Origin of the sequence: Buchnera aphidicola (Brachycaudus tragopogonis), assembly GCF_964059175.1 — a bacterium.
GTDB classification, from domain to species: Bacteria; Pseudomonadota; Gammaproteobacteria; order Enterobacterales; family Enterobacteriaceae; genus Buchnera; species Buchnera aphidicola_BM.
The window spans coordinates 238,887-262,182 of sequence record NZ_OZ060418.1; the positions used below are offsets into that span (position 1 = coordinate 238,887).

Below are 23,296 nucleotides of genomic sequence, written 5' to 3' on the forward strand. Positions count from 1 at the left end.
TTCTTTTAAGTTTAATATTTATTTTTTTTTAAATATAGTTTTTATTTTTTATTAACAATATTATTAATGATTTTAAAAATTTTTGATGTAGAATTACGAATACCTAGATCATAGGCTTTTTCAGCCATTATTAACAGTATATGTCTGTTCAATGAATTAATAATATTTACTATTAATTCACTATTAAAGTTTAATTGATCGATTATTTTTGCTGCACCAATGTTTTTTAAATTTTGTGCATTTTGATGCTGCTGTCTATCTTTATGTGGATAAGGTATAAAAATAGCACCTAATCCTACTACAGAAATTTCACTAACAGTTAAAGCTCCAGAACGACAAATAATTATGTCAGCCCATTCGTATGCAGAGGCTATGTTGTTAATGAAACAAGTAATATTTTGTTCTTTTAATCCAAATTCGTCATATCTTTTTTGTGTTTTTTCTAAATTGTTATGTCCTACTTGATGCCAAATAATAATTTTTTTTTTTAACGAAAATAATACTTTGGGTAAAACATGATTTAATATTGAAGATCCTTGACTGCCTCCAATAACTAGTACTCTTAGAGGACCTTTTCTATTTTTAAAGCGAATTTTAGGCGAAGGAATATTAATAATACTTTTAGATACTGGATTACCTACTACTATTCCATTCTTTAAAACATTAGGAAAAGCTTGCATATTTTTTGTAGATATTTTTGAAAGCCAATGATTTGTAATACCTGCTATTTGATTTTGTTCATGTATAACAAGTGGAATATTAGAGTTCCAGGCAGCTATTCCTCCGGGTCCGGATACATATCCTCCCATTCCTAATATAATATCTGGAGACCAATTTTTTATTATTTTTTTTACTTTATAATAAGATCGTAGTATATAAATTGGTGAATAGATTAAATTTTTTAAACTAGAGTTACGTAGCCCTTTAATTTTTATAAAATGTATTTTAATGCCATATTTAGGAACAATGTTAGACTCTATATTATTTTCTGTTCCTATCCAATTGATAGACCATCCTTTTTTTAGTAAACAAGTTGCTATAGCTAATCCTGGAAAAACATGACCACCGCTTCCACCTGCCATAATTATTATTTTTTTAGAAATCATTTCGATCTCCTAGGAAATGCTTGTGATTGTTTTAATCTTTCTTCAAAATCTATTCTTAATAGAAAAAATATAGCTATATAGTTAACAACTAAACTGGAACCACCATAACTAATTAATGGTAAAGTAAGTCCCTTAGTAGGTAAAATACCAGTAACAGCACCAATATTAATTAATGTCTGAAAACTAAACCAGATACCAATAAAGCATGCTAAAAACCCTGAAAATGTTTGTTTTTTTTCTAAAGATTTTTTTCCAATATACATTGCGCGAAAAGATATAGAAAAAATTATTAGTAATATTATAAAAGCACCAACATAACCTAGTTCTTCAGCTATAATAGAAAATATAAAATCACTATGTGCATCAGGTAAATAATCTAATTTTTGTATTGAATTTCCTAAACCTTGCCCTAAAAAATTACCACGTCCCAATGCCATTAAAGATTGTGTTAACTGATAGCCATCTCCAAATGGATCTTTCCAAGGATTCCAAAAAGACAAGATTCTTTTTATTCTATAGGGTTCTAATAAAATTAGAAAAATTATTATTAATGTACTAATGGAGATAATTACTAAAAATTGTCCTATTTTTGCACCAGAAAGAAATAAAACTAATAAAGTAGTAAAAAACAAAACGACAACAGTTCCTAAATCAGGTTCTGCTAGTAGCAAAATTGATTCTATTATAATAATACTCATAGGTTTAAAAAAACCCCAAAAATTATTACGTACTTCATTAGATTTTCGTGCTAAATAACTAGATATATAACAAAAAGAAGAGATTTTACATATTTCTGAAGGTTGTACATGTAATAAACCTATTTTTATCCATCTATAAGAACCGTGTATTGAATGGCCTATGAGTAATACTACAACAAGTAATGCAATCGAAATAATCAGTATAATATTACTGTTGTTTTTCCAAAAAACAATTGGTGTACGTAAAAAAATAAAAGATAAAAAAAATATTAAAAAAAAATAAAATATTTCTCTTTTTACAAAAAAAAATGGATCATGATATAAACTTTGACCTACAGGAATGGACGAAGAAATAACCATTACTAATCCAATAGAAGATAAACTTAAACTTAACCATAATAATATACGATCATATAATAAAATATGATTAATTTGTGTACTAGGTTTTTCTTCAATATTTTTTTTTTCTAAGTTTGTCAAGTTATATCCTTTATTAATTTTATAAAAAAATTGCCTCGTTCTTCAAAGTTGGAAAATTGATCTAAACTGCTGCATCCAGGAGATAAAAGAACTGTATCACCTGATATTACTTTTTTTGATATTAATATTATTGCTTGTTGTAAAGTTTCTATAACAACAGATTTTTTTTTACATATTCGTGAAAGATAAAAACGATCTTGTCCGAAACAATAGATTTTTATTTTCATTTTGTTAAAATAATCTTTTAATATATAAAAATCTGCAAATTTTCTATCTCCTCCTAGTAACAAATGTATTGTTCCTTTAGATGTAATCGAATCTAAAGCAACTTTAGTACTATTTACATTTGTAGATTTAGAATCATTAATCCAACATATTCCTTTATTATTATTTATTATTTGAAATCGATGAGGTAAAGTAGAAAATTTTTTAAGAGTGTCTATGATTGAATTTATAGGAAATTGCATTGCATTACAAATAGCTAAAGAAACTAACGCGTTATTGTAATTATGATAGCCATGTAAAAAAGTTTCAGACATATTAAGAATTTTTTTGTTTCTATAGTATAAAAAAGCATTATTTTTATCAAAATTAATTTGATATTGGCTTTTTTTTGATTCTAAATTTATCCATTTTTGCGAATGATTAATATAATCTTTTACATTTTGATAAGAGTTAATTATGCAAATTTCTGCTTTATCATAAATAGATAATTTAATTTTTTTATACTGTTCAAATCCCTTTGGATATCGATTAATATGATCTTCGCTAATGTTAAGAACTACAGCTATTTTTGATTTTAAAGTAAATGTATTTTCTAGTTGAAAACTAGATATTTCTATTATGTATAAATCGGCCTTTTGATTAAGCATGTCTAAAACGGGAAAACCAATATTGCCACCTAAACAAGCTTTATAACCTGCATTTTTTGCAATTTTTGTAACCATTGTTGCTACCGTACTTTTTCCATTAGTTCCTGTAATAGAAATAATTGGAAGTAGCGCTTCTCTAGAAAATAATTCTATATCACTAATAATTTCAACTCCTAACAGTCTAGCTTTAATTAAAATAGGTTTAAAAGAAGAAATTCCTGGACTAATTATTATTAAATCTGATTCTAAAATCCATTTTGGTTCTAAAATTCCAATTTTATATTTAATTATTTTAGGTATTTTATGTAAATAAAGAGGAGAGGTAGATTCATCAATAATTTTTGGTATTATTCCTTTTTTTAAAAAAAAATTAATACATGATATTCCTGTTAAACCCATACCTAAAATTAATATTTTTTTTCTAGAATAATTATGTAACATTAACGTACCTTTAAAGAAATAAGGCTAATTAAAAGTAATATAAGTGCAGCAATCCAAAATCGTACAATAATCACAGGTTCAGGTAATCCTTTTATTTCATAATGGTGATGAATTGGTGACATTTTAAAAATTCTTTTTTTTCTAATTTTAAATGATAAAATTTGTAAAATAACTGATATTGTTTCAAAAACAAAGATGCCTCCCATGATGATTAATAATAATTCTTGATGTAAGAGTATTGCTATTGTTCCTAAACATCCACCTAATGACAACGATCCAACGTCTCCCATAAATATTTTAGCTGGATAACTATTAAACCATAAAAAACCTAATCCTGATCCAATAATTGATGAACATAATATTACTAATTCACTGGAATATTTTATATAAGAAACATTTAAACAACTAGAGCTGCTTATGTTTTCACTGAAAAAAGATATTAATAAAAAACCACATGTTAAGAAAATCACAGGCATAATAGCTAAACCATCTAATCCATCTGTTAAATTAACTGCGTTGCTAGTTCCTACAATCGCTAAATAAGATAGAAATATATATATATAATTTATTTCAAAAGTTTTATTTTTGTAAAAAGGAATAATTAATTCAGTATAAAAAATATTTTTATTATTACTTTGTATTATAAAAATAAGACTTAATGCAAAGACAGATAATAAAAAATATTTTGATATTAAACTTAATCCCTTAGAATTTTTATATTTTATTTTTTTATAATCGTCTATAAAACCGATACAACCATATCCTAGTAAAATACTAATAACATACCAAACATATATATTATATAGATCACAGTACATTATAGTTGAAATTATTATAGAAGTGATAATAAATAATCCACCCATAGTAGGTGTTTTTTTTTTTAAATAATGAGTTTTTGGTCCGTTTGTACGTATTATTTGATAATTTTGTATTTTTTTCATATAATATATAAAATATGATCCAAAATATAAATTAATACAAAAAGAAGTTAGTAAACTCAATATTGCACGATATGGAAGATATGTGATAAAATTCAAATAAGAATTAAAGTATTTATAAAATAATATTAACATTTTTTTTGTTTTCTCTGATTAGATATTCTACTATTTTTTCCATTTTAGTATTACGAGAACCTTTTACTAATATTGAAATTTTATTTTTTTCTAAAAAAATCTTCATTAAATAATTATTTAATTTTTTTTTATCACAAAAATGTTGTCCATTGTGAAAAATTTGACTGATCTTATTACTCATACTACCAATGCTAAAAATTTTATGAATTTTAGACAAATTAGCAATATTACCAATCATTTTGTGGTATAAAATACTTTTCTCTCCTAATTCAGCCATATCTCCAGTGACTAATATTTTATAGCCTGGCATTTCTTCTAATACTTTTATTGCTGTAATCATAGACGAAACGTTTGCATTATAAGTATCATTAATTAAAATTTTATTGGTTTTTAATCGAATAATTTCTAATCGTCCTGGTAAAATAGGGGTTTTTAACAGTCCATTTTTTATTTTTTTTAAAGGTATTTTAAGAGAAAATGAAAGAGCACTAGCTGCTAATGCATTGGATACGTTTTGATAACCTAGAAGAGGCAAAGAAATATTTGTTTTACCACATGGTGTATGCATTGTAAAAGATGTACCATATGTATTAATTTTAATATTGCTAGAAAAAAAATTGCTATATTTTTTTTTTTTTATAGAGAAATATAAAATATTTTTTTTTTGTATGTTTTTTTTCCATTGTGATAAATGATGACTATCTAAATTAATTATTACTGTGCCATTTGACTTAATACCGGAAAATATTTCTGATTTTGCTTTAGAGACTCCTAATAATGATTTAAATCCTGTCAAATGAGCATGATAAATGTTATTAATTAAGATAACTTCTGGTTGACTCATATTACTAGTATAAGAAATTTCGCCAGGTTGACTAGCACCTAATTCAATTACACCATATTTATGTTTTTTGGTTAACTGTAATAATGTTAGAGGTACACCAATATGATTATTTAAATTATCAATGGTTGATACTGTATTTCCTTTTGTCCTTAATATTGATGCTGTCATTTCCTTTACTGAAGTTTTTCCACAAGAACCAGTAATAGCTAATATTTTAGGGTTTGTTATTTTACGTACATAAGAAGCAATTAGTCCTAAAGAAATAGAAGTATTTTTAACTAAAATATAAGAAACGTTGCAAGATTCTATATTTTTTTGGCTGATAATTGCAGAACAACCTTTTTTAATGGCATCTTTTATAAAGATATGAGCATCGAACTTGTGTCCTATTAAAGCAATAAAGAGACAACCTGGGATAATTTTTTTAGTATCAATAATAATTGTATCTATTACTAAATCTATTCCATATAATTGTCCATTAGTAATAGTGGCAATTTTTTTTAAGGACAAAGAAATCATATCTTTTTTTCCAATAAGTGTAAGACTATTATTTTATCTGAATAGTTAATGTTTTTATTTTTAATAATTTGTTGCTCTTCATGACCTTTTCCAGCTATAAAAATGATATGATCAGATTTTGATTGAAAAAAAGCATAAGATATTGCATCTTGTCTATTTTTGATAATTAATATTTTTTTTTTTCTTTGCAACCTTTTAAAATATCATTAATAATATTAATTTCTTTTTCATTGCGTGGGTTATCGTTAGTAATAATAACTTTATCTGCCATTCTTTCCGCAATAGATCCCATAATAGAACGTTTTTGTAGATCTCTTTCACCTCCACATCCAAATATACACCATATATATTTTTGATAATGTAAACGAATTTCTGTAAGTGTCTGATTTAATGCGTCAGGAGTATGAGCATAATCAATAATAAATGTAGGTCTTTTAGGGGTATTAAAAATTTGCATTCGACCATCAATCGGTTTTATTTTATCAGATGTACTTATTAAATCAGATAAATTATAATTTAATTCAAGCAGACAAGCTAATGATAACAAAAGATTAATAACATTAAATCTTCCGATTAACGAAGATAACAACTTTCCTGTTCCCCAACTAGATTCGAATTTAATATGAAGAAAATTATTAGAGAATTGAATATCAGTAGCATTAATCCATTTCGTGGAATATTTTTTTTGCGTAGAGTCGTTAATAGTAACTGCTATTGTATAGTAATTAAATAGTTTTTTTAGCCATTTTTTACCATATTTGTCATCAGCATTTAAAATAATTTTTTTTACTTTATGTGTGCTAAATAACAACCATTTTGCTTTTTCATATTGTTCCATATTTTCATGATAATCTAAGTGATCTTGTGTTAAATTAGTAAATATTCCAATATAAAAAGGGACAGCTTTTACGCGATTTTGTATTAAACCATGGGAAGACACTTCCATAGTAACTATTTTAGTTTTTTTTTCTAATACTTTTTTTAAAAAGGATTGAATAAAAATAGGTGCAGAAGTTGTATTTTTTGTTTTCTGTAAAGAATTATAAAAACCATTTCCTAAGGTACCCATTGTAGCAATATTATCACCTAAAATTTTACTCCATTGATTAATTAATTGTGTTACAGTAGTTTTTCCATTAGTGCCAGTGATACCTACTATTTTTAATTTTTTTCCTGGCTCTTTATAAAAACGACTAGCTAATATTGATATATTTTCAGATAGTTGAAAAAAATACACTATAAGAACATTATTAATATATTTAAATATTCCATGAATTTCTATTTGATTGGTTTCGTATAAAATAGCCGCTACTTGTTTAGTAATAGCTTCAAAAATAAAATTGCGTCCATCTTTTTTTTTTCCTGGAATAGCTATAAATAAATCTCCTTTATTTAATATTCTACTATCTATTTTTAAATTTAAAATTTTTTTTCTTGGGATGTTTTTTATCCATGGTGATAATAAATATTTTAAGCAATTGTTATTCATTGAGCACCTTTTAATGCAATAAGTATCAAATTTTTTACTTAGATATATTATCTGGTTTTATATTCATTTTTTTTAATGTTGACTGCATTATACTACTAAAAACTGGAGCGGAGACTGCACCTCCATAGTATTTTTTTCCTTGAGGATTATCTATTATAATGATTAAAGAAAATTTTGGATTACTAGCTGGTGCAATACCCGCAGTATAAGCTATATATTTTTTAATATAGTATCCATGAATACCAACTTTTTTTACAGTACCTGTTTTGACTGCAACACGATATCCTTTAACGGCTGCTTGTATACCACCACCTCCAGGTTTAGCGACACTTTCCATCATGTTAATTACATTTTTTACATATTTTTCAGGAAAAATTCTTTTTCCTTGTATTGGGGTATTAACTTTAATAATTGAAAGAGGACGATATATACCATAACTTCCGATAGTTGCATATAATCGAGCTAATTGTAGAGGAGTAATCATTAATCCATATCCAAATGAAAAAGTGGCTTTATCTAAATTAGACCAATTTTTTTTTCGAGGAAACAAGCCATTTTTTTCTCCAATTAATCCTAGTTTTGTTGGTTTTCCTAATCCGAATTTAATATAGCTATTAACTAATTTTGAAATTGGCATAGATAATGCAAGTCTTGATACTCCTACATTACTTGATTTTTGTAATATTCCAGTTATGCTTAATTGATCATGATATGAAACATCTTTTATTTTATGTTTTGTAATTAAATAAGGTTTTGTATTAATAATTGAATGTATATTTATAATTCCAAGTCTTAATGCTTCCATAATTACTATTGGTTTTACTGTTGAACCAGGTTCAAACATATCTGTAATTGCTCTATTTCTAATATTTTTTTTAATAATATATTGTGTATTGTTAGGATTATATGCTGGACTAGTTGCCATCGCTAATACTTCTCCAGTTTGAACATCAATTAAAATTGCGGTTCCCGAATCCGCTTTGTTTTTTTGCACTGCTTGTTGTAATTTATGATAGACAATGTTTTGTAGATTTTTATCGATACTAAGTGTTAAATTATTAGAAGCAGATCTATTGATTAAAGATGTGTTTTCAATAATGTGTCCATTTTTGTCTTTTCTTATCTTTCTTTTACCAGGTTTACCTGTTAATAGTTCGTTAAAACTTTTTTCTACACCTTCGATTCCTACTCCATCTATATCAGTGATTCCTATCAGTTGAGAAGAAACTTTTCCTGAAGGATAATATCTTTTTGATTTTTCTATTAAAAAAATTCCAGGTAATTTTAATTGTTTAATATATTGTCCAATTTCAGGAGTAATTTGACGTGCTAAATAAATGAATTTCGATTTTTTGTGATAATTGATATGAAAAATTATTTTTTTTAAAGGTATGGAAATTGCTTCTGATAAGGCTTTCCATCGTGGATTATTTGTAATATTTTTTTGATTGGTAATTATTGTAGGATCTGCACAAACTGCATTAACTAGAACAGTAACAGCAAGAGGATATCCCGATCGGTCATTAATAATTCCTCTTGTACTAAGTAAAGACTGTATTCTTAACGTTCTAAGATCTCCTTCATATATAAGTTTATCAGGATTGATTACTTGTAAAAAAAATATTCGTAATACTAAAATAAATAAAGATAATAAAATAAAACTACATAATACAAAAAAACGCCAATTTATATAAATATTTTTTTTTTCTTTAAAAAAGTTGTTCTTTTTTATTCTGTACATTTTTTAGATAACATCCATTAATTTCTATTTATTTGGTTAAATAAAATTTTTTAATAATAGATTATTATTTCGTGCTTTTAATAAATAGAAAATATTTTTTAAATTGTGGAATTAATAGATAAAGAATTCTTTTCAATAATTAAATTTCTCCATTCATCATTTTTTTTTTTTTTCGATAATAAGATATTCTTCTTGAGCAATTAATAGACGAGTTTCATAAACTGTAACAACAACACAACTAGCAGATAGAGTGATAATCATTAATAAAATTAGATGAATTTTGCCATGTAAAAGAAAATCTTTTTTAATTATTTTAGGTAAATCATAACGTTTGATTTTCATATTTATCCTTGTAATTCTGCTATGCGTAATATAGAGCTTCGAGCTCTAGGGTTATTTTTTATCTCATTTTGAGTAGGCAATACACGATCAATAATTTTTAATTTACATATTTTTAAGGTTTGTATTTGCTTTTCTGTAATAGCCATTCCATAGGGTACTATTGCTTTTGTGCTATGTTTTATCATAAATCTTTTAACTATTCTATCTTCTAGAGAATGAAAGCTAATAATTGATAATCTTCCCCCAGGTTTTAATATTTTTAATGTATCTTCTAAAACTTTTTTAATTTCTTCCAATTCTTGATTAATATAAATTCGAATCGCTTGAAAACTTCTTCGTGCTGGATGTTTTTTAAATTGATTTCTTATTGGTGTAGCTTTTTTTATAATATCAACTAATTCTAAAGTACTTGTTATTTTTTTGATTTTATTATTATTTTTAATTGCACTAGCTATTTTTTTTGAAAAACGTTCTTCTCCAAAATTTTTTAAAACAGAAGAAATTTCATTAACATTGCTTTTAAACAGCCAATCTGCAGCAGAAATTCCACAATTAGGATTCATACGCATATCTAAAGGACCATCATTTTTAAACGAAAAGCCTCTATTACAATCGTCAATTTGAAATGAAGACACTCCTAAATCAAATATAATTCCATTTACTTTTCCTATTATTTTTTTATTTTTCGCATAATTAAATAATTGAGAAAAATTTTCATTAATAATGCTGAAACGAGAATCTTGAATATTATTACCTATACGAACTGAATTGGGATCTCTATCAATAGAATACAGTTTTCCATTTTTTCCTAATCGTTTCAAAATTTCATTTGAATGCCCACCAAATCCAAATGTCGCATCAATATAAATGCCACTTTTTTCTATTTGTAAAGAGTCAATTAATTCTTTTTTCATTACTGGAATATGTTTGAGTTTATAGTTCATAATAGAATATATATGATATAAAATAAGAAGATAAGATTCATGGTCATTTTTATTAAAAATGGCCATGTTTTTTGAACGTTTTTATAAAAAATTATTAAGATAAATTTAAATTTTTTTGAATATTTTTATTACATATTCAAAAAATTTGTAATAAAAATGTTTTAGTAGATACATTTGATTAATATATTTTTTTTAAATATTTTATGGATTTTAATAATCTTAAATGTTTTAAATTATAATATTTTTTTTATCCGCGAGAAATGCCAACAATTCCAGAACGAGTCACTTCAATAACTTCTGACATATTACGTATTATTTTTAAAAAAGAGTCTAATTTTTTTGTTTTACCAGATAGTTGAAGTATATATGATGTAGATGTAATATCTACAATTTGTCCTCGGAATACTTCTGTAATATGTTTGACATCATCTTTTTTATAGTTATTTATTTGAACTTTTAATAACATAATTTCGCGTTCTATATAAGAAGATTGACCAATTTGTGCTACTCTTAACACATCTATTAATTTGTGTAGTTGTTTTTCAATTTGTTCAATTGCTTTTTCGTCTCCTACAGTTTGTATAGTCATTTTCGACAAAGTAGGATCCTCAGTTGGTGCTAGTGTAATAGTTTCTATATTATATCCTCTTTGTGAAAAGAGTCCTATTACTCGTGATAATGCACCTGATTCATTTTCTAATAAAATAGATAAAATTCTTCGCATATTTTTAGGAGACCTCTTTTGTCCTTAACCACATTTCATTCATGCCACCACCTTGAATTTGCATGGGATAAACATGCTCAGAATTATCTATATCAATATCCACAAAAACTAAATTACCATTAGATAATTTATTCAATGCTAGTGTTAATTTTTCTTCTAGTTCAAAAGGATGATTTATTTTCACGCCAATATGTCCGTAAGACTCAGATAATTTTACAAAGTCTGGAAGTGAATCCATATAAGAATGAGAGTGTCGTCCAGAATAAATCATGTCTTGCCATTGTTTAACCATACCTAAAGAAGAATTATTAAGATTTAATATTAACACTGCTAAATTGTATTGTCGTGCTGTAGATAGTTCTTGAATATTCATTTGAATACTACCGTCTCCAGTAACGCAAATAACAGTTTCTTTAGGTAAAGCTAATTTAACACCTAGTGCTGCAGGTAACCCAAATCCCATTGTACCTAATCCGCCTGAATTAATCCAACGTCTAGGTTGATTAAATTGATAATATAATGCAGTGAACATCTGATGTTGTCCAACATCAGAAGTAATATACGCTGTACCTTTTGTTAATTTAAAGAGTGTTTTAATAACTGTCTGAGGTTTAATTTTTTTACTTTTTTTATTATATCTTAAACTTTTAACTTGTTTCCATTCTTCAATATTGTTCCACCAATCTTTTAAACATGGAATTTTTTTTTCTTTGTTTAGCAATTCTATCATTTTTTGCAAAATATGTTTTGCATCTCCAACAATTGGTATATTTGCCGAAACAGTTTTAGAAATAGAAGTGGGATCGACATCAATATGTAAAATAACAGCGTGTGGACAATATTTATTCAAGTTATTAGTTGTTCGATCGTCAAATCTTACACCAATAGCGAAAATTACATCTGCATGATGCATTGTCATATTGGCTTCATAGGTTCCATGCATGCCTAACATAGAAATATTTTGAGGATGATTGCCTGGAAATGCTCCTAATCCCATTAAAGAAGTGGTAACAGGACAATTTATTTTTTCTGCAAATATACGTAATTCTTGGCTACTTTCCGAGCTAATAATTCCTCCACCGGCATAAATAACTGGTTTTTTAGCTTTTAATAATGTATTAAGAGCTTTTTTAATTTGTCCTTTATGGCCTTTGGTTGTTGGATTATATGAACGTATATAAACATTTTCTGGCCATTGATAAGAGCGTTTATTATCTTTTTTTAAAATGTCTTTTGGTAAATCAATTACTACTGGTCCTGGGCGTCCACTTGATGCTAACCAAAAAGCTTTTTTAAAAACAACGGGTATATCTTCAGTTTTTTTGACTAAAAAACTATGTTTTACTATTGGACGGGAAATACCAATCATATCACATTCTTGAAAAGCATCATAACCAATTAAGGAAGAAGCAACTTGACCAGATATTACAACCATGGGAATAGAATCCATATATGCTGTTGCGATACCAGTAATAGCATTAGTTGCTCCTGGTCCAGAAGTAACTAAAACTACTCCTGTTTTTCCTGTAGAACGAGCATATCCATCAGCCATATGAGTCGCTGCTTGTTCATGCCTTACTAAAATATGTTCGACTCCACCAATAGTTTTTAGAGCATCATATATGTCTAGTACTGCACCACCAGGATATCCAAATATATGCTGTATTCCCTGATTAATTAATGATTGAACAACCATTTCAGCGCCTGATAATATTTCCATTTTTCCTCCAGGATACTAGTTTATTTGTTTGGATGTTCTAGTTTTGTAATTTATTATTTTATCCTGTAGTTGATCTTGATAAAATTAAGCATTATTTAATGTATTTTTTTAAAATTTTTTTAAATTATTATAAACTTATTAAAAATAAATAAACAATTAATGACAATATTTATTATTACAAAAATATCAGATTTTATCAAATAGAACATATTAAATATAATATGTATTATTATTTTTTTTTTAAATATTTTTTAATAATTTTTTTATTAATGTATTAAAAATCTTTGAAATTTAGGAGAAGTCCATGTTGAAAACACATTATTTTTTTCAGTAATAAGGCAAACAGCTAATTTTTCTTTTAAAGCTAATTTTTTAGCTTCTTTAAATCCTAATATTAATAGTCCTGTATCCCAACTATCTGCTTCTAAAGCTGTTGAAGAAATTACACTAACTGATACTAAGTTATGAGTAATAGGTTGTCCAGTATTAGCATCAATTAAATGCGAAATACGACGTCCTTGAAGATAATAGTAATTACGATAAGTGCCTGCTGTACTAATTGAACAGTTTGTTAAATGCACAAGCAAATGGATTGACTGTTTTTGATCTATTGGTTTTTGAATAGCAATAATTTTAGGTTTTTTTTCATATTTTCCTGATTTGACTAAAACTGTGCCACCAACTGAGATAATATAATTTTTGATGCCATTTTGTTTTAGCATATATGATATATGATCTGTAGCAAAACCCTCTCCAAAAGTAGAAAGGTTGATTTCTATATCATCTACATCTTTTGTTAGATAAATACCAAAATAGTTCTTAATAATTTTTAGGTGTTGACTACCTAATAAATGAATATTTTTTTTTATTTTTTCCGAAGAAGGAAAATGATTTGGTTTTTTTTTTATACCAAATCCCCATATATCAATTAATCGACTAATGGTAATATCTAATTTTCCATGAGTTTTTTTATTAATCTTAAATGCTGATAAGATAAGGTGATAAAAATTTTTATTAATAATTTGAAGTTGATTTTTTTTTAGTTTGTTAAATTTAGATACTAGAGAATCTTTTTCCCAAGAAGATAGCATCTTTTCATCTTGAAACAAGCATTTTTTTATTAAATTTTTGATATATATTTTATTTTTTAAATTAGGAATTTTTACTTGCCAGTATGTTCCCATAGTTTTACCTGTGAAGATTGTAACTATTTCTTTTTCATCTAAATATTTATTATGAAAGTTATTTAATATATATATTATAGAAATAACAATTTTACAAATAATGTTGGAATACATAACTAATATATTTCTCCTGATTGATAAAAAATATTTGAATCATAAAACAAAAATATTTTAAATGTAGATATATTTATAGTCTATTTCTTAGATTTCACTGCTGATTTAAAATTTTTTTCTAATATAAACAAGAAATGGAGTTAAAAGACGATGAAGTGTATAATAAAAAAAATAGTATTGTAATAATCACGTATTATAATAATAGTTTTATTTACAGATTAGATTGTAATTATGAGAAAGAAATAATGAAAAGAACAGCTATATTATTAAGTGAAGCAATGTTAGTTTTAACGATATTACTAAATCTTGGAATGTCTTGCAGTGATGTTACTCCAATTAACAATAAAAATTTTTTTAGAGAATCAGCTCCTAGTCTAGCACCAATGCTAGAAAAAGTTATGCCTGCAGTAATTAGTATTAATATTGAAGGGAGCACCGTGGTGCGTACTTCTCGATTGCCTAATCAATTTCAACCATTTTTTGGTGACAATTCTCCTTTTTGTCAAGGTAATTCACCATTTAGAAATTCTCCTTTTTGTCGTTCAAATCCAAATTCTGACGACACAAATGAAAAATTTCGCGCACTAGGTTCAGGTGTTATCATTAATGCTGATAAAGGTTATGCAGTAACTAACAATCATGTTGTAGAACATGCAAATAAGATTCAGGCACAACTCAGTGATGGACGAAGATATGAAGCTGAAATAATTGGAAAAGATCCACGTTCTGATATTGCTTTAATAAAATTAAAAAATGCAAACAATTTATGTGCAATAAAGATTGCTGATTCTGATTCTTTGCGAGTAGGAGATTATACTGTAGCTATTGGTAATCCATATGGTCTTGGAGAAACTGTTACCTCAGGTATTATTTCTGCTTTAGGGAGAAGTGGATTAAACATTGAGCATTATGAAAATTTTATTCAAACTGATGCGGCAATTAATCGAGGTAATTCTGGTGGGGCGTTAGTGAATCTAAATGGTGAACTAATAGGTATTAACACTGCTATTTTAGCTCCAGATGGTGGAAATATTGGAATAGGATTTGCAATTCCTGGAAATATGGTGAAAAACCTAACTGCACAAATGGTTCAATTTGGACAAGTAAGAAGAGGAGAATTAGGTATAATAGGTATGGAGTTAAATTCAGATTTAGCTCAAATTATGAAAATAAACGCACAAAAAGGTGCATTTGTAAGTCAAGTTTTACCTAATTCTTCTGCATTTGAAGCTGGAATAAGAGCTGGTGACATTATTGTGTCTTTAAATAAAAAACCTATTAATAGTTTTTCAGCTTTACGTGCTGAAGTCAGTTCTTTACCAGTGAGTACTAAAATGGAATTAGGAATATTTCGAGAAGGAAAAATTCAACATGTTATTGTTGAATTAAAAAATTCCTTAAAACATAATTTAAATGCAGAAAATCACTATGCAGGAATTGAGGGTGTGGATTTAAGTAATTATACATTGAATGGTAAACAAGGTATAAAAGTAGAAAATGTAAAAATGAATACTTTAGGATCAAAAATTGGTTTTAAAAAAGATGATATTATTATAGGAATTAATCAAAAATTAGTAATTAATATAGAAGAATTAAAAAAGATTTTAGATACTAAACCTAAAATACTGGTTTTTAGTGTTAAAAGAGGAAATAACAATATATATTTGGTTAGTGAATAATTGTTTTTATTTTTTTTATATAGTCCCGCCCGAAAAATACGGGCGGATTTTTTATTCTTTTATGATATACTTCTTAATAATTGATTAATTTCTACTTTTCCTAATGTTTTCGAATCTACTTGTTTTACAATAATTGCAGCATAAAGATTGTATTTTCCATTTTTTGCCGGTAAACTTCCAGATACTACTACAGAATTAGCTGGAACTTTTCCGTATGAAATTTCACCAGTTTCTCGATTATATATTTTAGTACTTTGACCAATAAAAACACCCATAGAAATTACGGATCCTTCTTCAACAATAACTCCTTCAACTATTTCTGAACGTGCACCAATAAAACAATTATCTTCAATAATAGTAGGGTTATTTTGTAAAGGTTCTAGTACACCTCCTATACCAACTCCACCAGATAAATGTACATTTTTACCAATTTGAGCACAAGAACCTACAGTTGCCCAAGTATCAACCATAGTTCCCTGATCAATATATGCACCAATATTGACATAAGAAGGCATAACCACTGTGTTAGAATTAATAAATGAACCATATCTTATTGTAGCTGGTGGCACTATTCGAATTTTTTCTTTTTGAAATTTTTTTTCATCATATTTTTCATATTTTAATGGAATTTTATCGTAGTAATTGGTATAATTTCCTGACATAAGATTATTTTTTTTTAAATAAATATATAATAAAACTGCTTTTTTTAACCATTCATGTGTAATCCATCTACTATCTTTTTTTTCTGCAATTCTAATATTTCCATTATTTAATAATTCAATGATATCTTCAATAGCTTTAAGTACATCTTGATTAATATTATTAATATTTATTTCATTTTTTTTTGCATAAGCTTCTTCAACAATTTTTTTTAATAATTCCATTTTTTTTAATTTAACCTAATTGTTTTGATGAATAAAAATATTTTTTAAATATATGATTTTAATAAAAAATTTATTTTTTATTAACTAGTTTTGGCGAAATTTTTTCGTTTTTCTGATATGTTAAAATATCGCATCCATATTCTGTTACTAATATAGTATGTTCATATTGTGCTGATAAAGAACGATCTTTGGTTTTTACAGTCCATCCATCTTTCATGCACTTGACTTGAGGACTTCCAGCATTAATCATTGGTTCAATAGTAAAAATCATTCCTTTTTTTAAAATAATGTTATTTTCTTTGTTTTTGTAGTGTAAAACATGCGGCTCTTCATGAAAATTACGTCCAATTCCATGTCCACAATATTCTTTTACAACAGAAAAATCATTTTCTTCAACGTAATTTTGAATAGTTTCTCCAATTGTATATAAAGGTATACCTGGTTGAACTATTTTTAAAGCTCTATAAAGACTTTCTTGAGCTACTTTACATAAACGTTGAGATAAAATGCTTTTCTTCCCTATAAAAAACATTTTTGAAGTATCACCATGATAGTTATTTTTAATGATTGTAATATCAACATTAATAATATCTCCTTCTTGTAAAATTTGTTTTTTATTGGGAATTCCATGACATACTACATCGTTTACAGAAGTGCAAATTGATTTTGGAAATCCATGATATCCTAGACATGCTGAGAGTGCTTTTTTCTCATGCACAATAAAATCATGACAAATTTGATTGATATCTTCTGTACTCATATTAGGTTTAATATATTTTTCGATCATTTCTAGAACTTCAGCTGCTAATCTGCCAGATGTTCTCATTTTTTTTATTTCTGAATCTGTTTTGATACAATTCATAATATTTTAGCCGTTTTTTTATATCAATTTGTCAAATTTAATATATATTTAAATTATACTTAAAAATACATTTTTTTTAAATTTAATTGTTCATTTTGTATAAAATATAAAATATATCAATTATTATTAATATTTGTAACAAAAAAGTATGATATATATATATTTTATACAGTGAAAAAATATATAAAAAAATAATATATTGATCTTTATTTTTATTTAATATAATACTTATATATTATTTAATATTTTTAGACATTTAAACTTACAAGTTCTTTTTATAAAATTAAGAGGTGGTTATGGAAATAGTATCAATGCGAGATATGTTAAAAGCAGGAGTTCATTTTGGTCATCAAACACGATATTGGAATCCTAAAATGAAGCCTTTTATTTTTGGCACTCGTAATAGAGTTCATATTATTAATTTAGAAAAAACTCTTCCTATGTTTCAGTTTGCTCTGAATGAATTGAAAAAAATTGCTTATAGAAAAGGTAGAATACTGTTTGTTGGAACAAAGAGAGCCGCTAGTAAAGGCATAAAAGAAGTTGCCATTAATTGTGATCAGTTTTATGTTAATCATCGTTGGTTAGGTGGAATGCTAACTAATTGGAAGACTGTACGACAGTCTATAAAACGCTTAAAAGATTTAGAAATAGAATCTAAAGATGGTACTTTTTCTAAGCTGACTAAAAAAGAAGCTTTAATAAGATCACGAGAATTATCTAAATTAGAGAATAGTTTAGGTGGTATTAAAAATATGGGAGGATTACCTGATTGTTTATTTGTTATTGATGCTTCTCATGAGCATATTGCGATAAGAGAAGCTAACAATTTAGGTATTCCTGTTTTTTCTATAGTGGATACTAATTCTAATCCTGATGGTGTAGATTATTTGATACCTGGTAATGACGATGCTATTAGATCAGTGAATTTGTATTTGAAATTAGTATCACTCAGTATTTTAAAAACAAATAGTCAAGTTTCATCAGAAGCTGTTTTAATAAATTCTAAAGAAAGTATAGATTTATAATAAATCATCATGATTCTTGTCTTTGTAAAATAAAAAACTATATTATTAACATAATAGTCTTTCTTAAAAAAAGGGAAATTAATGACCATTAATATTATTACTGCTAGTCTAATTAAAACACTGAGATCTCGTACAGGAGCAGGTTTTTTAGAATGTAAACGAGCATTACTTGAAGAAAATGGCGATATAGAATTATCAATTGATAATTTGCGAAAATCGGGAAAAATGCATGCTGAAAAAAAAATAAAAAATACTACAAATCAAGGTATGATTTTTTCAAAAATAAAAAATAATATTGGTGTTATGCTCGAACTAAATTGTGAAACTGATTTTGTTTCTAAAGATGAATTATTTATATCATTAGGAAAAGATATTATCTTAACAACATTAAAAAATGAAATAAAAGATATAAATGAATTAAAAAACATTTTTGAAGAAAAAAGAATAGATTTAGTTTCGAAAGTAAGGGAAAATATTAATATACGTCGTTTCCATTTTATGCAAGGTGAAAATATTGTTTCATATGTTCATGGTAATAGAATTGGCGTATTAGTTGATGCTAATTTTTTTAATGCAATTATACTAAAAAATATTGCTATGCATATCGCTGCAAGTAAACCAAAATATGTGCATCCCAAACATGTATCTGATTCTGTTTTTAAACGTGAATATGAAATCCAATTAGCATTAGCAAAAAATCTAAATAAACCTTCTGTTGTATTAAATAAAATTTTAGAAGGAAGAATGAATAAATTTATTAATAATATTTCTCTTACAGGTCAAAATTTTATTATAGATTCTACTAAAACAGTAGGAGATATACTAAAAGAGCATAATGGATATATTAAATCATTTATTAGATTTGAATTAGGAGAAGTTATTTTTTAAAAAATTCTTTAAGTTTTAAAAATGTTTCAATTATTTTTTTAAAGATAGAAAATTTTATTTGATATTTTGATGTTAATGCAAAAATATATTTAGGTTGAGAAATATGTCTACGAATGAAAAATTTATATATCGACGTATTTTATTGAAAATAAGTGGGGAAGTATTACAAGGAATTAATAAATTTGGTATTGATATAGAATCTTTAAAAAGAATTGCAAAAGAAATTAAATCTATAGTACAGATTGGTGTTCAAGTCGGATTAGTTATTGGAAGTGGTAATTTATTCCGAGGTGCTCGATTGTCTAAAATGGGTTTAAATCGTGTAGCTTCTGATCATATTGGCATATTATCAACAGTCATTAATAGTTTAGCAATGAGAGATACCATCAAGTCTGTTTCTTCTATTAAAACTTGCTTGATGTCTGCAATACCATTAAATGGTATTTGCGAAATATATAGTTATGAACGAGCAATGAGTTTATTATCTAATAGATGTATAATTATTTTTGCCGCTGGTACCGGGAATCCTTTTTTTACAACTGATTCAGCTGCTTGTTTGCGTGGAATTGAAACAGAATCTGATATTATATTAAAAGGCACTAAAGTTAATGGAGTATATTCAACAGATCCAAAAAAAGATTCTAATGCTATTCTTTATAAAAAACTAAGTTATAAAGACGTTTTAAAAAAAGAACTTAAGGTAATGGATTTAGCTGCTTTTACGCTTGCCAGAGATTATGAGTTACCAATTCGAGTTTTTAATATTAACAAACCTGGATCTTTATATCGTATTGTTATAGGAAATGATGAAGGAACACTTATTACTAAATAAAGGATTAAATTAAAATATTTAATCTATAAAGTAATTTTATACTAAATTTAGCTATATATTGTATAGGTGATTATGTGATTAATGAAATAAATATAAAGAGTCATGCACGAATGGAAGCATGTATTCAAACATTTCAAAGTAATGTAAACAATATTAGAACTGGTCGAGCATCACCAACTTTGTTGAATAGTATTTATATTGAATATTTTGGTTCTAAAACTTCTTTACGTCAAGTTTCTAATATAGTAGTTGAAGATGCACATACTCTAAAAATTAATGTTTTTGATAGTTCTATTACATCTTTAATTAGAAAAGCTATTATAAATTCAAATTTAGATTTAAATCCTGTTGTACATGGTAAAGATATATTGATACCCATACCATCATTAACAGAAGAAAGAAGGACAAAATTAGTTAAAATAATTCGCAATGATGCAGAAAACAGTCGTATTTGTATTCGTAACATTCGTAGAGATTCTAATGATAAAGTTAAGAGACTTCTAAAAGATAAAATTATCAGTGAAGATGAAGAACGTAATTCACAAGTAAAAATACAAACAATGACAGATCATTACATAAAAAAAATAGAATCTATTGTATTAAAAAAAGAAAAAGAACTAATGAAGTTTTAAAAAATTTTGTTTTGTAATATATATTCATTTTATATTCAAAACGAATGATTTTTTTATAATAAGAATATTTATGAAAAAAATAACCATTTTAGGATCAACTGGTTCTATCGGTATTCACGCATTATCTATTGTTCAAAAACATCCGAATTTATTTAAGGTCATCGCATTAGTGGCTGATAAAAATACTACTACTATGCTTAAGCAGTGTGAGTTATTTTCTCCTAATTGGGTAGCAATGAATGATGAAAAATCTGCTAATATATTAAGAGAAAAATTAAAAAAAAGAAAAATAAAAACTCAAGTTGTATCTGGGCAAAAAAGTATTTGTGAATTAGCTGCATTACCAGAAACTGATCAAGTAATAGCAGCTATTGTTGGAATGGCAGGTTTATTACCTATATTATCTGCTATACATGCTGGAAAAACCATATTATTAGCTAATAAAGAATCTTTAATTACATCTGGTTATTTATTCATGAAAGCATTGTCTTCTAGTGGAGCTAAAATTTTTCCCATTGATAGTGAACATAATGCTATTTTTCAACTTTTACCTTTAAATATGCAAAAAAATATAGGTTTGGCCAATTTTAAAGAAAATGGTGTGAAAAACATTATTTTAACTGCTTCTGGAGGACCTTTTTACAATTTTTCTTCGCATGATTTATCTAATGTAACTCCTATACAAGCGTGTACTCATCCGAACTGGTCTATGGGAAAAAAAATATCTGTAGATTCTGCAACGATGATGAATAAGGGTTTAGAATATGTTGAAGCTAGATGGTTGTTTAACGCTTTAGAATCAGAAATTAAAATTTTAATTCATCCTGAATCAATAATTCATTCTATGGTTCAGTATTCTGATGGAGCGTTATTGGCACAATTATCAGTTCCTGATATAAGAATTGCTATTTCTTATTCTATGTCTTGGCCTAATCGTATTGATTCAGGAGTAGATGTTTTAAATTTTTCGAAAATAAAAAAATTATCTTTTTTTGAGCCTAATTTAATTAAATTTCCATGTTTAAAGTTAGCTATTGATGCTTTTAATCAAGGTCAAGCTGCTATGACTGTATTAAATGCTGCTAATGAAATTGCTGTATCTGCTTTTCTTAAATCTAAAATTTCTTTTAATAAAATTTTTGAAGTAAATGTGGAAACGTTAACGTCTTCTTGTTTTTCAGAACCCGAATCAATTGAAGATGTTTTAGAAATTGATAGAATATCAAGAATATTAGCCAAAAAAATAGTTTTATCATTAGCATTTTAAAGATATATGATTAAATCATGTTATTTATTATATTTAGAGTTTATAATATAATTCTATTTTCAAAGAGAACTGTATACGTATTATGTCTTATCACTCTTCATTGAATTATAAAAAAATTGAAGAAAAAAATCTTCATCACGTAGCAATTATTATGGATGGTAACGGACGCTGGGCTAAAAAAAAAGGTAAAATGCGTATTATAGGTCACAAACAAGGTTTTAAAGCAGTAAAAGAAGCAGTTAAATTTGCTATTTTAAATAATTTAAAAGTATTAACATTATATGCTTTTAGCAGTGAAAATTGGAGCCGTCCATTATTTGAAATAAAATATTTAATAAAATTGTTTTCGTTTGCATTAGAAAGTGAAATTGCAAATTTAAAAAAATATAACATTCGATTAAAGATTATTGGAGACATAACATATTTTGATAAAAAATTACAAAATGATATTAATACAGTAGAAAAAATTACTTTTCAAAACAAGGGTTTAATTTTAAATATAGCTCTTAATTATGGTGGACGATGGGATATAATTCAAAGCGTAAAAAAAATTGTTGATCAAGTTCAAAAAGGATTTTTAAATATAGAACAAATTAGAGAGCATACTCTTTCTCAATTTTTATCTACTAGTGAACTTCTTCCCGTAGATTTAGTTATTAGAACTGGAGGAGAGAAAAGAATTAGTAATTTTTTGTTATGGCAAATAGCTTATTCTGAATTATATTTTACTGATGTTCTGTGGCCTGATTTTAATCGATATGTTTTTCAAGATGCTGTAGATTTTTTTATATCTCGTGAACGTCGTTTTGGTGGATTAAAAAAATATTAGAAATAATATTTCTAAAATAAATAAAATGTAAATACATATTAAAAATTATTTTTTAAATTATTAGTTAATTGTATTTGACTTTATAATTTCTTCTAAACTGTCAT

22 protein-coding genes are annotated in these 23,296 nt (G+C 26.1%); 7 read left to right on the top strand and 15 right to left on the bottom strand.

The features are described from left to right. Positions 1-41: 41 nt before the first annotated feature. The 13 genes from murG to AB4W64_RS01170 all read right to left on the bottom strand — a co-directional run bounded on the left by murG (position 42) and on the right by AB4W64_RS01170 (position 14,291). Positions 42-1,106: an undecaprenyldiphospho-muramoylpentapeptide beta-N-acetylglucosaminyltransferase gene (gene murG / locus AB4W64_RS01110; protein ID WP_367678217.1), complete on the bottom strand. Its 1,065-nt coding sequence runs from the start codon at positions 1,104-1,106 to the stop codon at positions 42-44. After that, complete coding sequence (gene ftsW, locus AB4W64_RS01115; RefSeq protein WP_367678218.1) at positions 1,103-2,284, bottom strand: cell division protein FtsW; 1,182 nt, start codon at positions 2,282-2,284, stop codon at positions 1,103-1,105. The genes murG and ftsW overlap by 4 nt, the downstream gene beginning before the upstream one ends. Then, on the bottom strand, positions 2,281-3,597 hold the full coding sequence (gene murD / locus AB4W64_RS01120) for a UDP-N-acetylmuramoyl-L-alanine--D-glutamate ligase (protein ID WP_367678219.1): 1,317 nt from the start codon (positions 3,595-3,597) through the stop codon (positions 2,281-2,283). The genes ftsW and murD overlap by 4 nt, the downstream gene beginning before the upstream one ends. Further along, positions 3,597-4,670: a phospho-N-acetylmuramoyl-pentapeptide-transferase gene (gene mraY, locus AB4W64_RS01125; RefSeq protein ID WP_367678220.1), complete on the bottom strand. Its 1,074-nt coding sequence runs from the start codon at positions 4,668-4,670 to the stop codon at positions 3,597-3,599. Before mraY ends, murD begins: the two co-directional genes overlap by 1 nt. Further along, on the bottom strand, positions 4,651-6,033 hold the full coding sequence (murF, locus tag AB4W64_RS01130; protein ID WP_367678221.1) for a UDP-N-acetylmuramoyl-tripeptide--D-alanyl-D-alanine ligase: 1,383 nt from the start codon (positions 6,031-6,033) through the stop codon (positions 4,651-4,653). The genes mraY and murF overlap by 20 nt, the downstream gene beginning before the upstream one ends. Continuing rightward, entirely contained in the window at positions 6,030-6,224 is a 195-nt protein-coding gene (locus AB4W64_RS01135; RefSeq protein WP_367678222.1) for a hypothetical protein, read from the bottom strand. The genes murF and AB4W64_RS01135 overlap by 4 nt, the downstream gene beginning before the upstream one ends. Then, positions 6,200-7,522, bottom strand: a complete 1,323-nt coding sequence (locus AB4W64_RS01140) for a UDP-N-acetylmuramoyl-L-alanyl-D-glutamate--2,6-diaminopimelate ligase (RefSeq protein WP_367678223.1) — start codon at positions 7,520-7,522, stop codon at positions 6,200-6,202. Before AB4W64_RS01140 ends, AB4W64_RS01135 begins: the two co-directional genes overlap by 25 nt. A gap of 34 nt (positions 7,523-7,556) precedes the next feature. Next, a complete protein-coding gene (gene ftsI / locus AB4W64_RS01145; RefSeq protein WP_367678224.1) occupies positions 7,557-9,263 on the bottom strand; it encodes a peptidoglycan glycosyltransferase FtsI in 1,707 nt (568 codons plus the stop codon). Positions 9,264-9,419: 156 nt separating this feature from the next. Continuing rightward, positions 9,420-9,605, bottom strand: a complete 186-nt coding sequence (locus tag AB4W64_RS01150; RefSeq protein WP_367678225.1) for a cell division protein FtsL — start codon at positions 9,603-9,605, stop codon at positions 9,420-9,422. 2 nt (positions 9,606-9,607) lie between these two features. Then, on the bottom strand, positions 9,608-10,549 hold the full coding sequence (rsmH, locus tag AB4W64_RS01155) for a 16S rRNA (cytosine(1402)-N(4))-methyltransferase RsmH (protein WP_367678291.1): 942 nt from the start codon (positions 10,547-10,549) through the stop codon (positions 9,608-9,610). Positions 10,550-10,796: 247 nt separating this feature from the next. Further along, positions 10,797-11,273 (bottom strand): acetolactate synthase small subunit, encoded by a 477-nt coding sequence (gene ilvN / locus AB4W64_RS01160; protein WP_367678226.1) that lies wholly within the window; start codon positions 11,271-11,273, stop codon positions 10,797-10,799. A gap of 4 nt (positions 11,274-11,277) precedes the next feature. Beyond that, the gene (ilvI, locus tag AB4W64_RS01165; RefSeq protein WP_367678227.1) at positions 11,278-12,993 is read right to left on the bottom strand and encodes an acetolactate synthase 3 large subunit; all 1,716 of its coding nucleotides are present in this window, start codon (positions 12,991-12,993) and stop codon (positions 11,278-11,280) included. Between the two features lie 266 nt (positions 12,994-13,259). After that, a complete protein-coding gene (locus AB4W64_RS01170) occupies positions 13,260-14,291 on the bottom strand; it encodes an FAD:protein FMN transferase (protein WP_367678228.1) in 1,032 nt (343 codons plus the stop codon). A gap of 245 nt (positions 14,292-14,536) precedes the next feature. Here AB4W64_RS01170 and degP point away from each other — a divergent pair, with 245 nt between their 5' ends. After that, positions 14,537-15,970 carry a serine endoprotease DegP gene (gene degP, locus AB4W64_RS01175; protein ID WP_367678292.1) on the top strand — a complete coding sequence of 478 codons (1,434 nt, stop codon included), beginning with the start codon at positions 14,537-14,539 and terminating at the stop codon, positions 15,968-15,970. A gap of 59 nt (positions 15,971-16,029) precedes the next feature. Here the strand turns inward: degP and dapD are convergent, their stop codons facing one another. Next, positions 16,030-16,854: a 2,3,4,5-tetrahydropyridine-2,6-dicarboxylate N-succinyltransferase gene (dapD, locus tag AB4W64_RS01180; protein WP_367678229.1), complete on the bottom strand. Its 825-nt coding sequence runs from the start codon at positions 16,852-16,854 to the stop codon at positions 16,030-16,032. Between the two features lie 70 nt (positions 16,855-16,924). Further along, positions 16,925-17,716, bottom strand: coding sequence for a type I methionyl aminopeptidase (gene map, locus AB4W64_RS01185; protein WP_367678230.1), 792 nt, complete (start codon positions 17,714-17,716; stop codon positions 16,925-16,927). Between the two features lie 296 nt (positions 17,717-18,012). On the opposite strand from map, the gene rpsB reads away from it, so the two are divergent. From rpsB to uppS, 6 genes are all read left to right on the top strand, one after another. Then, a complete protein-coding gene (gene rpsB / locus AB4W64_RS01190; RefSeq protein WP_367678231.1) occupies positions 18,013-18,744 on the top strand; it encodes a 30S ribosomal protein S2 in 732 nt (243 codons plus the stop codon). A gap of 81 nt (positions 18,745-18,825) precedes the next feature. Beyond that, complete coding sequence (gene tsf, locus AB4W64_RS01195; RefSeq protein ID WP_367678232.1) at positions 18,826-19,632, top strand: translation elongation factor Ts; 807 nt, start codon at positions 18,826-18,828, stop codon at positions 19,630-19,632. A 103-nt stretch (positions 19,633-19,735) separates the two neighbouring features. Beyond that, entirely contained in the window at positions 19,736-20,464 is a 729-nt protein-coding gene (pyrH, locus tag AB4W64_RS01200) for a UMP kinase (protein WP_367678233.1), read from the top strand. 74 nt (positions 20,465-20,538) lie between these two features. After that, on the top strand, positions 20,539-21,096 hold the full coding sequence (frr, locus tag AB4W64_RS01205; protein WP_367678234.1) for a ribosome recycling factor: 558 nt from the start codon (positions 20,539-20,541) through the stop codon (positions 21,094-21,096). Positions 21,097-21,166: 70 nt separating this feature from the next. Beyond that, entirely contained in the window at positions 21,167-22,363 is a 1,197-nt protein-coding gene (ispC, locus tag AB4W64_RS01210; protein WP_367678235.1) for a 1-deoxy-D-xylulose-5-phosphate reductoisomerase, read from the top strand. An 82-nt stretch (positions 22,364-22,445) separates the two neighbouring features. Continuing rightward, the gene (gene uppS / locus AB4W64_RS01215; protein WP_367678236.1) at positions 22,446-23,192 is read left to right on the top strand and encodes a polyprenyl diphosphate synthase; all 747 of its coding nucleotides are present in this window, start codon (positions 22,446-22,448) and stop codon (positions 23,190-23,192) included. The last annotated feature ends 104 nt before the right edge of the window (positions 23,193-23,296 follow it).

Excerpts from the sequence above, each read along its gene's own strand:
- murG (WP_367678217.1), bottom strand. The coding sequence starts at position 1,106 with ATGATTTCTAAAAAAATAATAATTATGGCAGGTGGAAGCGGTGGTCAT.
- murD (WP_367678219.1), bottom strand. The coding sequence starts at position 3,597 with ATGTTACATAATTATTCTAGAAAAAAAATATTAATTTTAGGTATGGGT.
- mraY (WP_367678220.1), bottom strand. The coding sequence starts at position 4,670 with ATGTTAATATTATTTTATAAATACTTTAATTCTTATTTGAATTTTATC.
- murF (WP_367678221.1), bottom strand. The coding sequence starts at position 6,033 with ATGATTTCTTTGTCCTTAAAAAAAATTGCCACTATTACTAATGGACAA.
- AB4W64_RS01140 (WP_367678223.1), bottom strand. The coding sequence starts at position 7,522 with ATGAATAACAATTGCTTAAAATATTTATTATCACCATGGATAAAAAAC.
- ftsI (WP_367678224.1), bottom strand. The coding sequence starts at position 9,263 with ATGTACAGAATAAAAAAGAACAACTTTTTTAAAGAAAAAAAAAATATT.
- AB4W64_RS01150 (WP_367678225.1), bottom strand. The coding sequence starts at position 9,605 with ATGAAAATCAAACGTTATGATTTACCTAAAATAATTAAAAAAGATTTT.
- rsmH (WP_367678291.1), bottom strand. The coding sequence starts at position 10,549 with ATGAACTATAAACTCAAACATATTCCAGTAATGAAAAAAGAATTAATT.
- ilvN (WP_367678226.1), bottom strand. The coding sequence starts at position 11,273 with ATGCGAAGAATTTTATCTATTTTATTAGAAAATGAATCAGGTGCATTA.
- ilvI (WP_367678227.1), bottom strand. The coding sequence starts at position 12,993 with ATGGAAATATTATCAGGCGCTGAAATGGTTGTTCAATCATTAATTAAT.
- AB4W64_RS01170 (WP_367678228.1), bottom strand. The coding sequence starts at position 14,291 with ATGTATTCCAACATTATTTGTAAAATTGTTATTTCTATAATATATATA.
- degP (WP_367678292.1), top strand. The coding sequence starts at position 14,537 with ATGAAAAGAACAGCTATATTATTAAGTGAAGCAATGTTAGTTTTAACG.
- dapD (WP_367678229.1), bottom strand. The coding sequence starts at position 16,854 with ATGGAATTATTAAAAAAAATTGTTGAAGAAGCTTATGCAAAAAAAAAT.
- map (WP_367678230.1), bottom strand. The coding sequence starts at position 17,716 with ATGAATTGTATCAAAACAGATTCAGAAATAAAAAAAATGAGAACATCT.
- rpsB (WP_367678231.1), top strand. The coding sequence starts at position 18,013 with ATGGAAATAGTATCAATGCGAGATATGTTAAAAGCAGGAGTTCATTTT.
- tsf (WP_367678232.1), top strand. The coding sequence starts at position 18,826 with ATGACCATTAATATTATTACTGCTAGTCTAATTAAAACACTGAGATCT.
- pyrH (WP_367678233.1), top strand. The coding sequence starts at position 19,736 with ATGTCTACGAATGAAAAATTTATATATCGACGTATTTTATTGAAAATA.
- ispC (WP_367678235.1), top strand. The coding sequence starts at position 21,167 with ATGAAAAAAATAACCATTTTAGGATCAACTGGTTCTATCGGTATTCAC.
- uppS (WP_367678236.1), top strand. The coding sequence starts at position 22,446 with ATGTCTTATCACTCTTCATTGAATTATAAAAAAATTGAAGAAAAAAAT.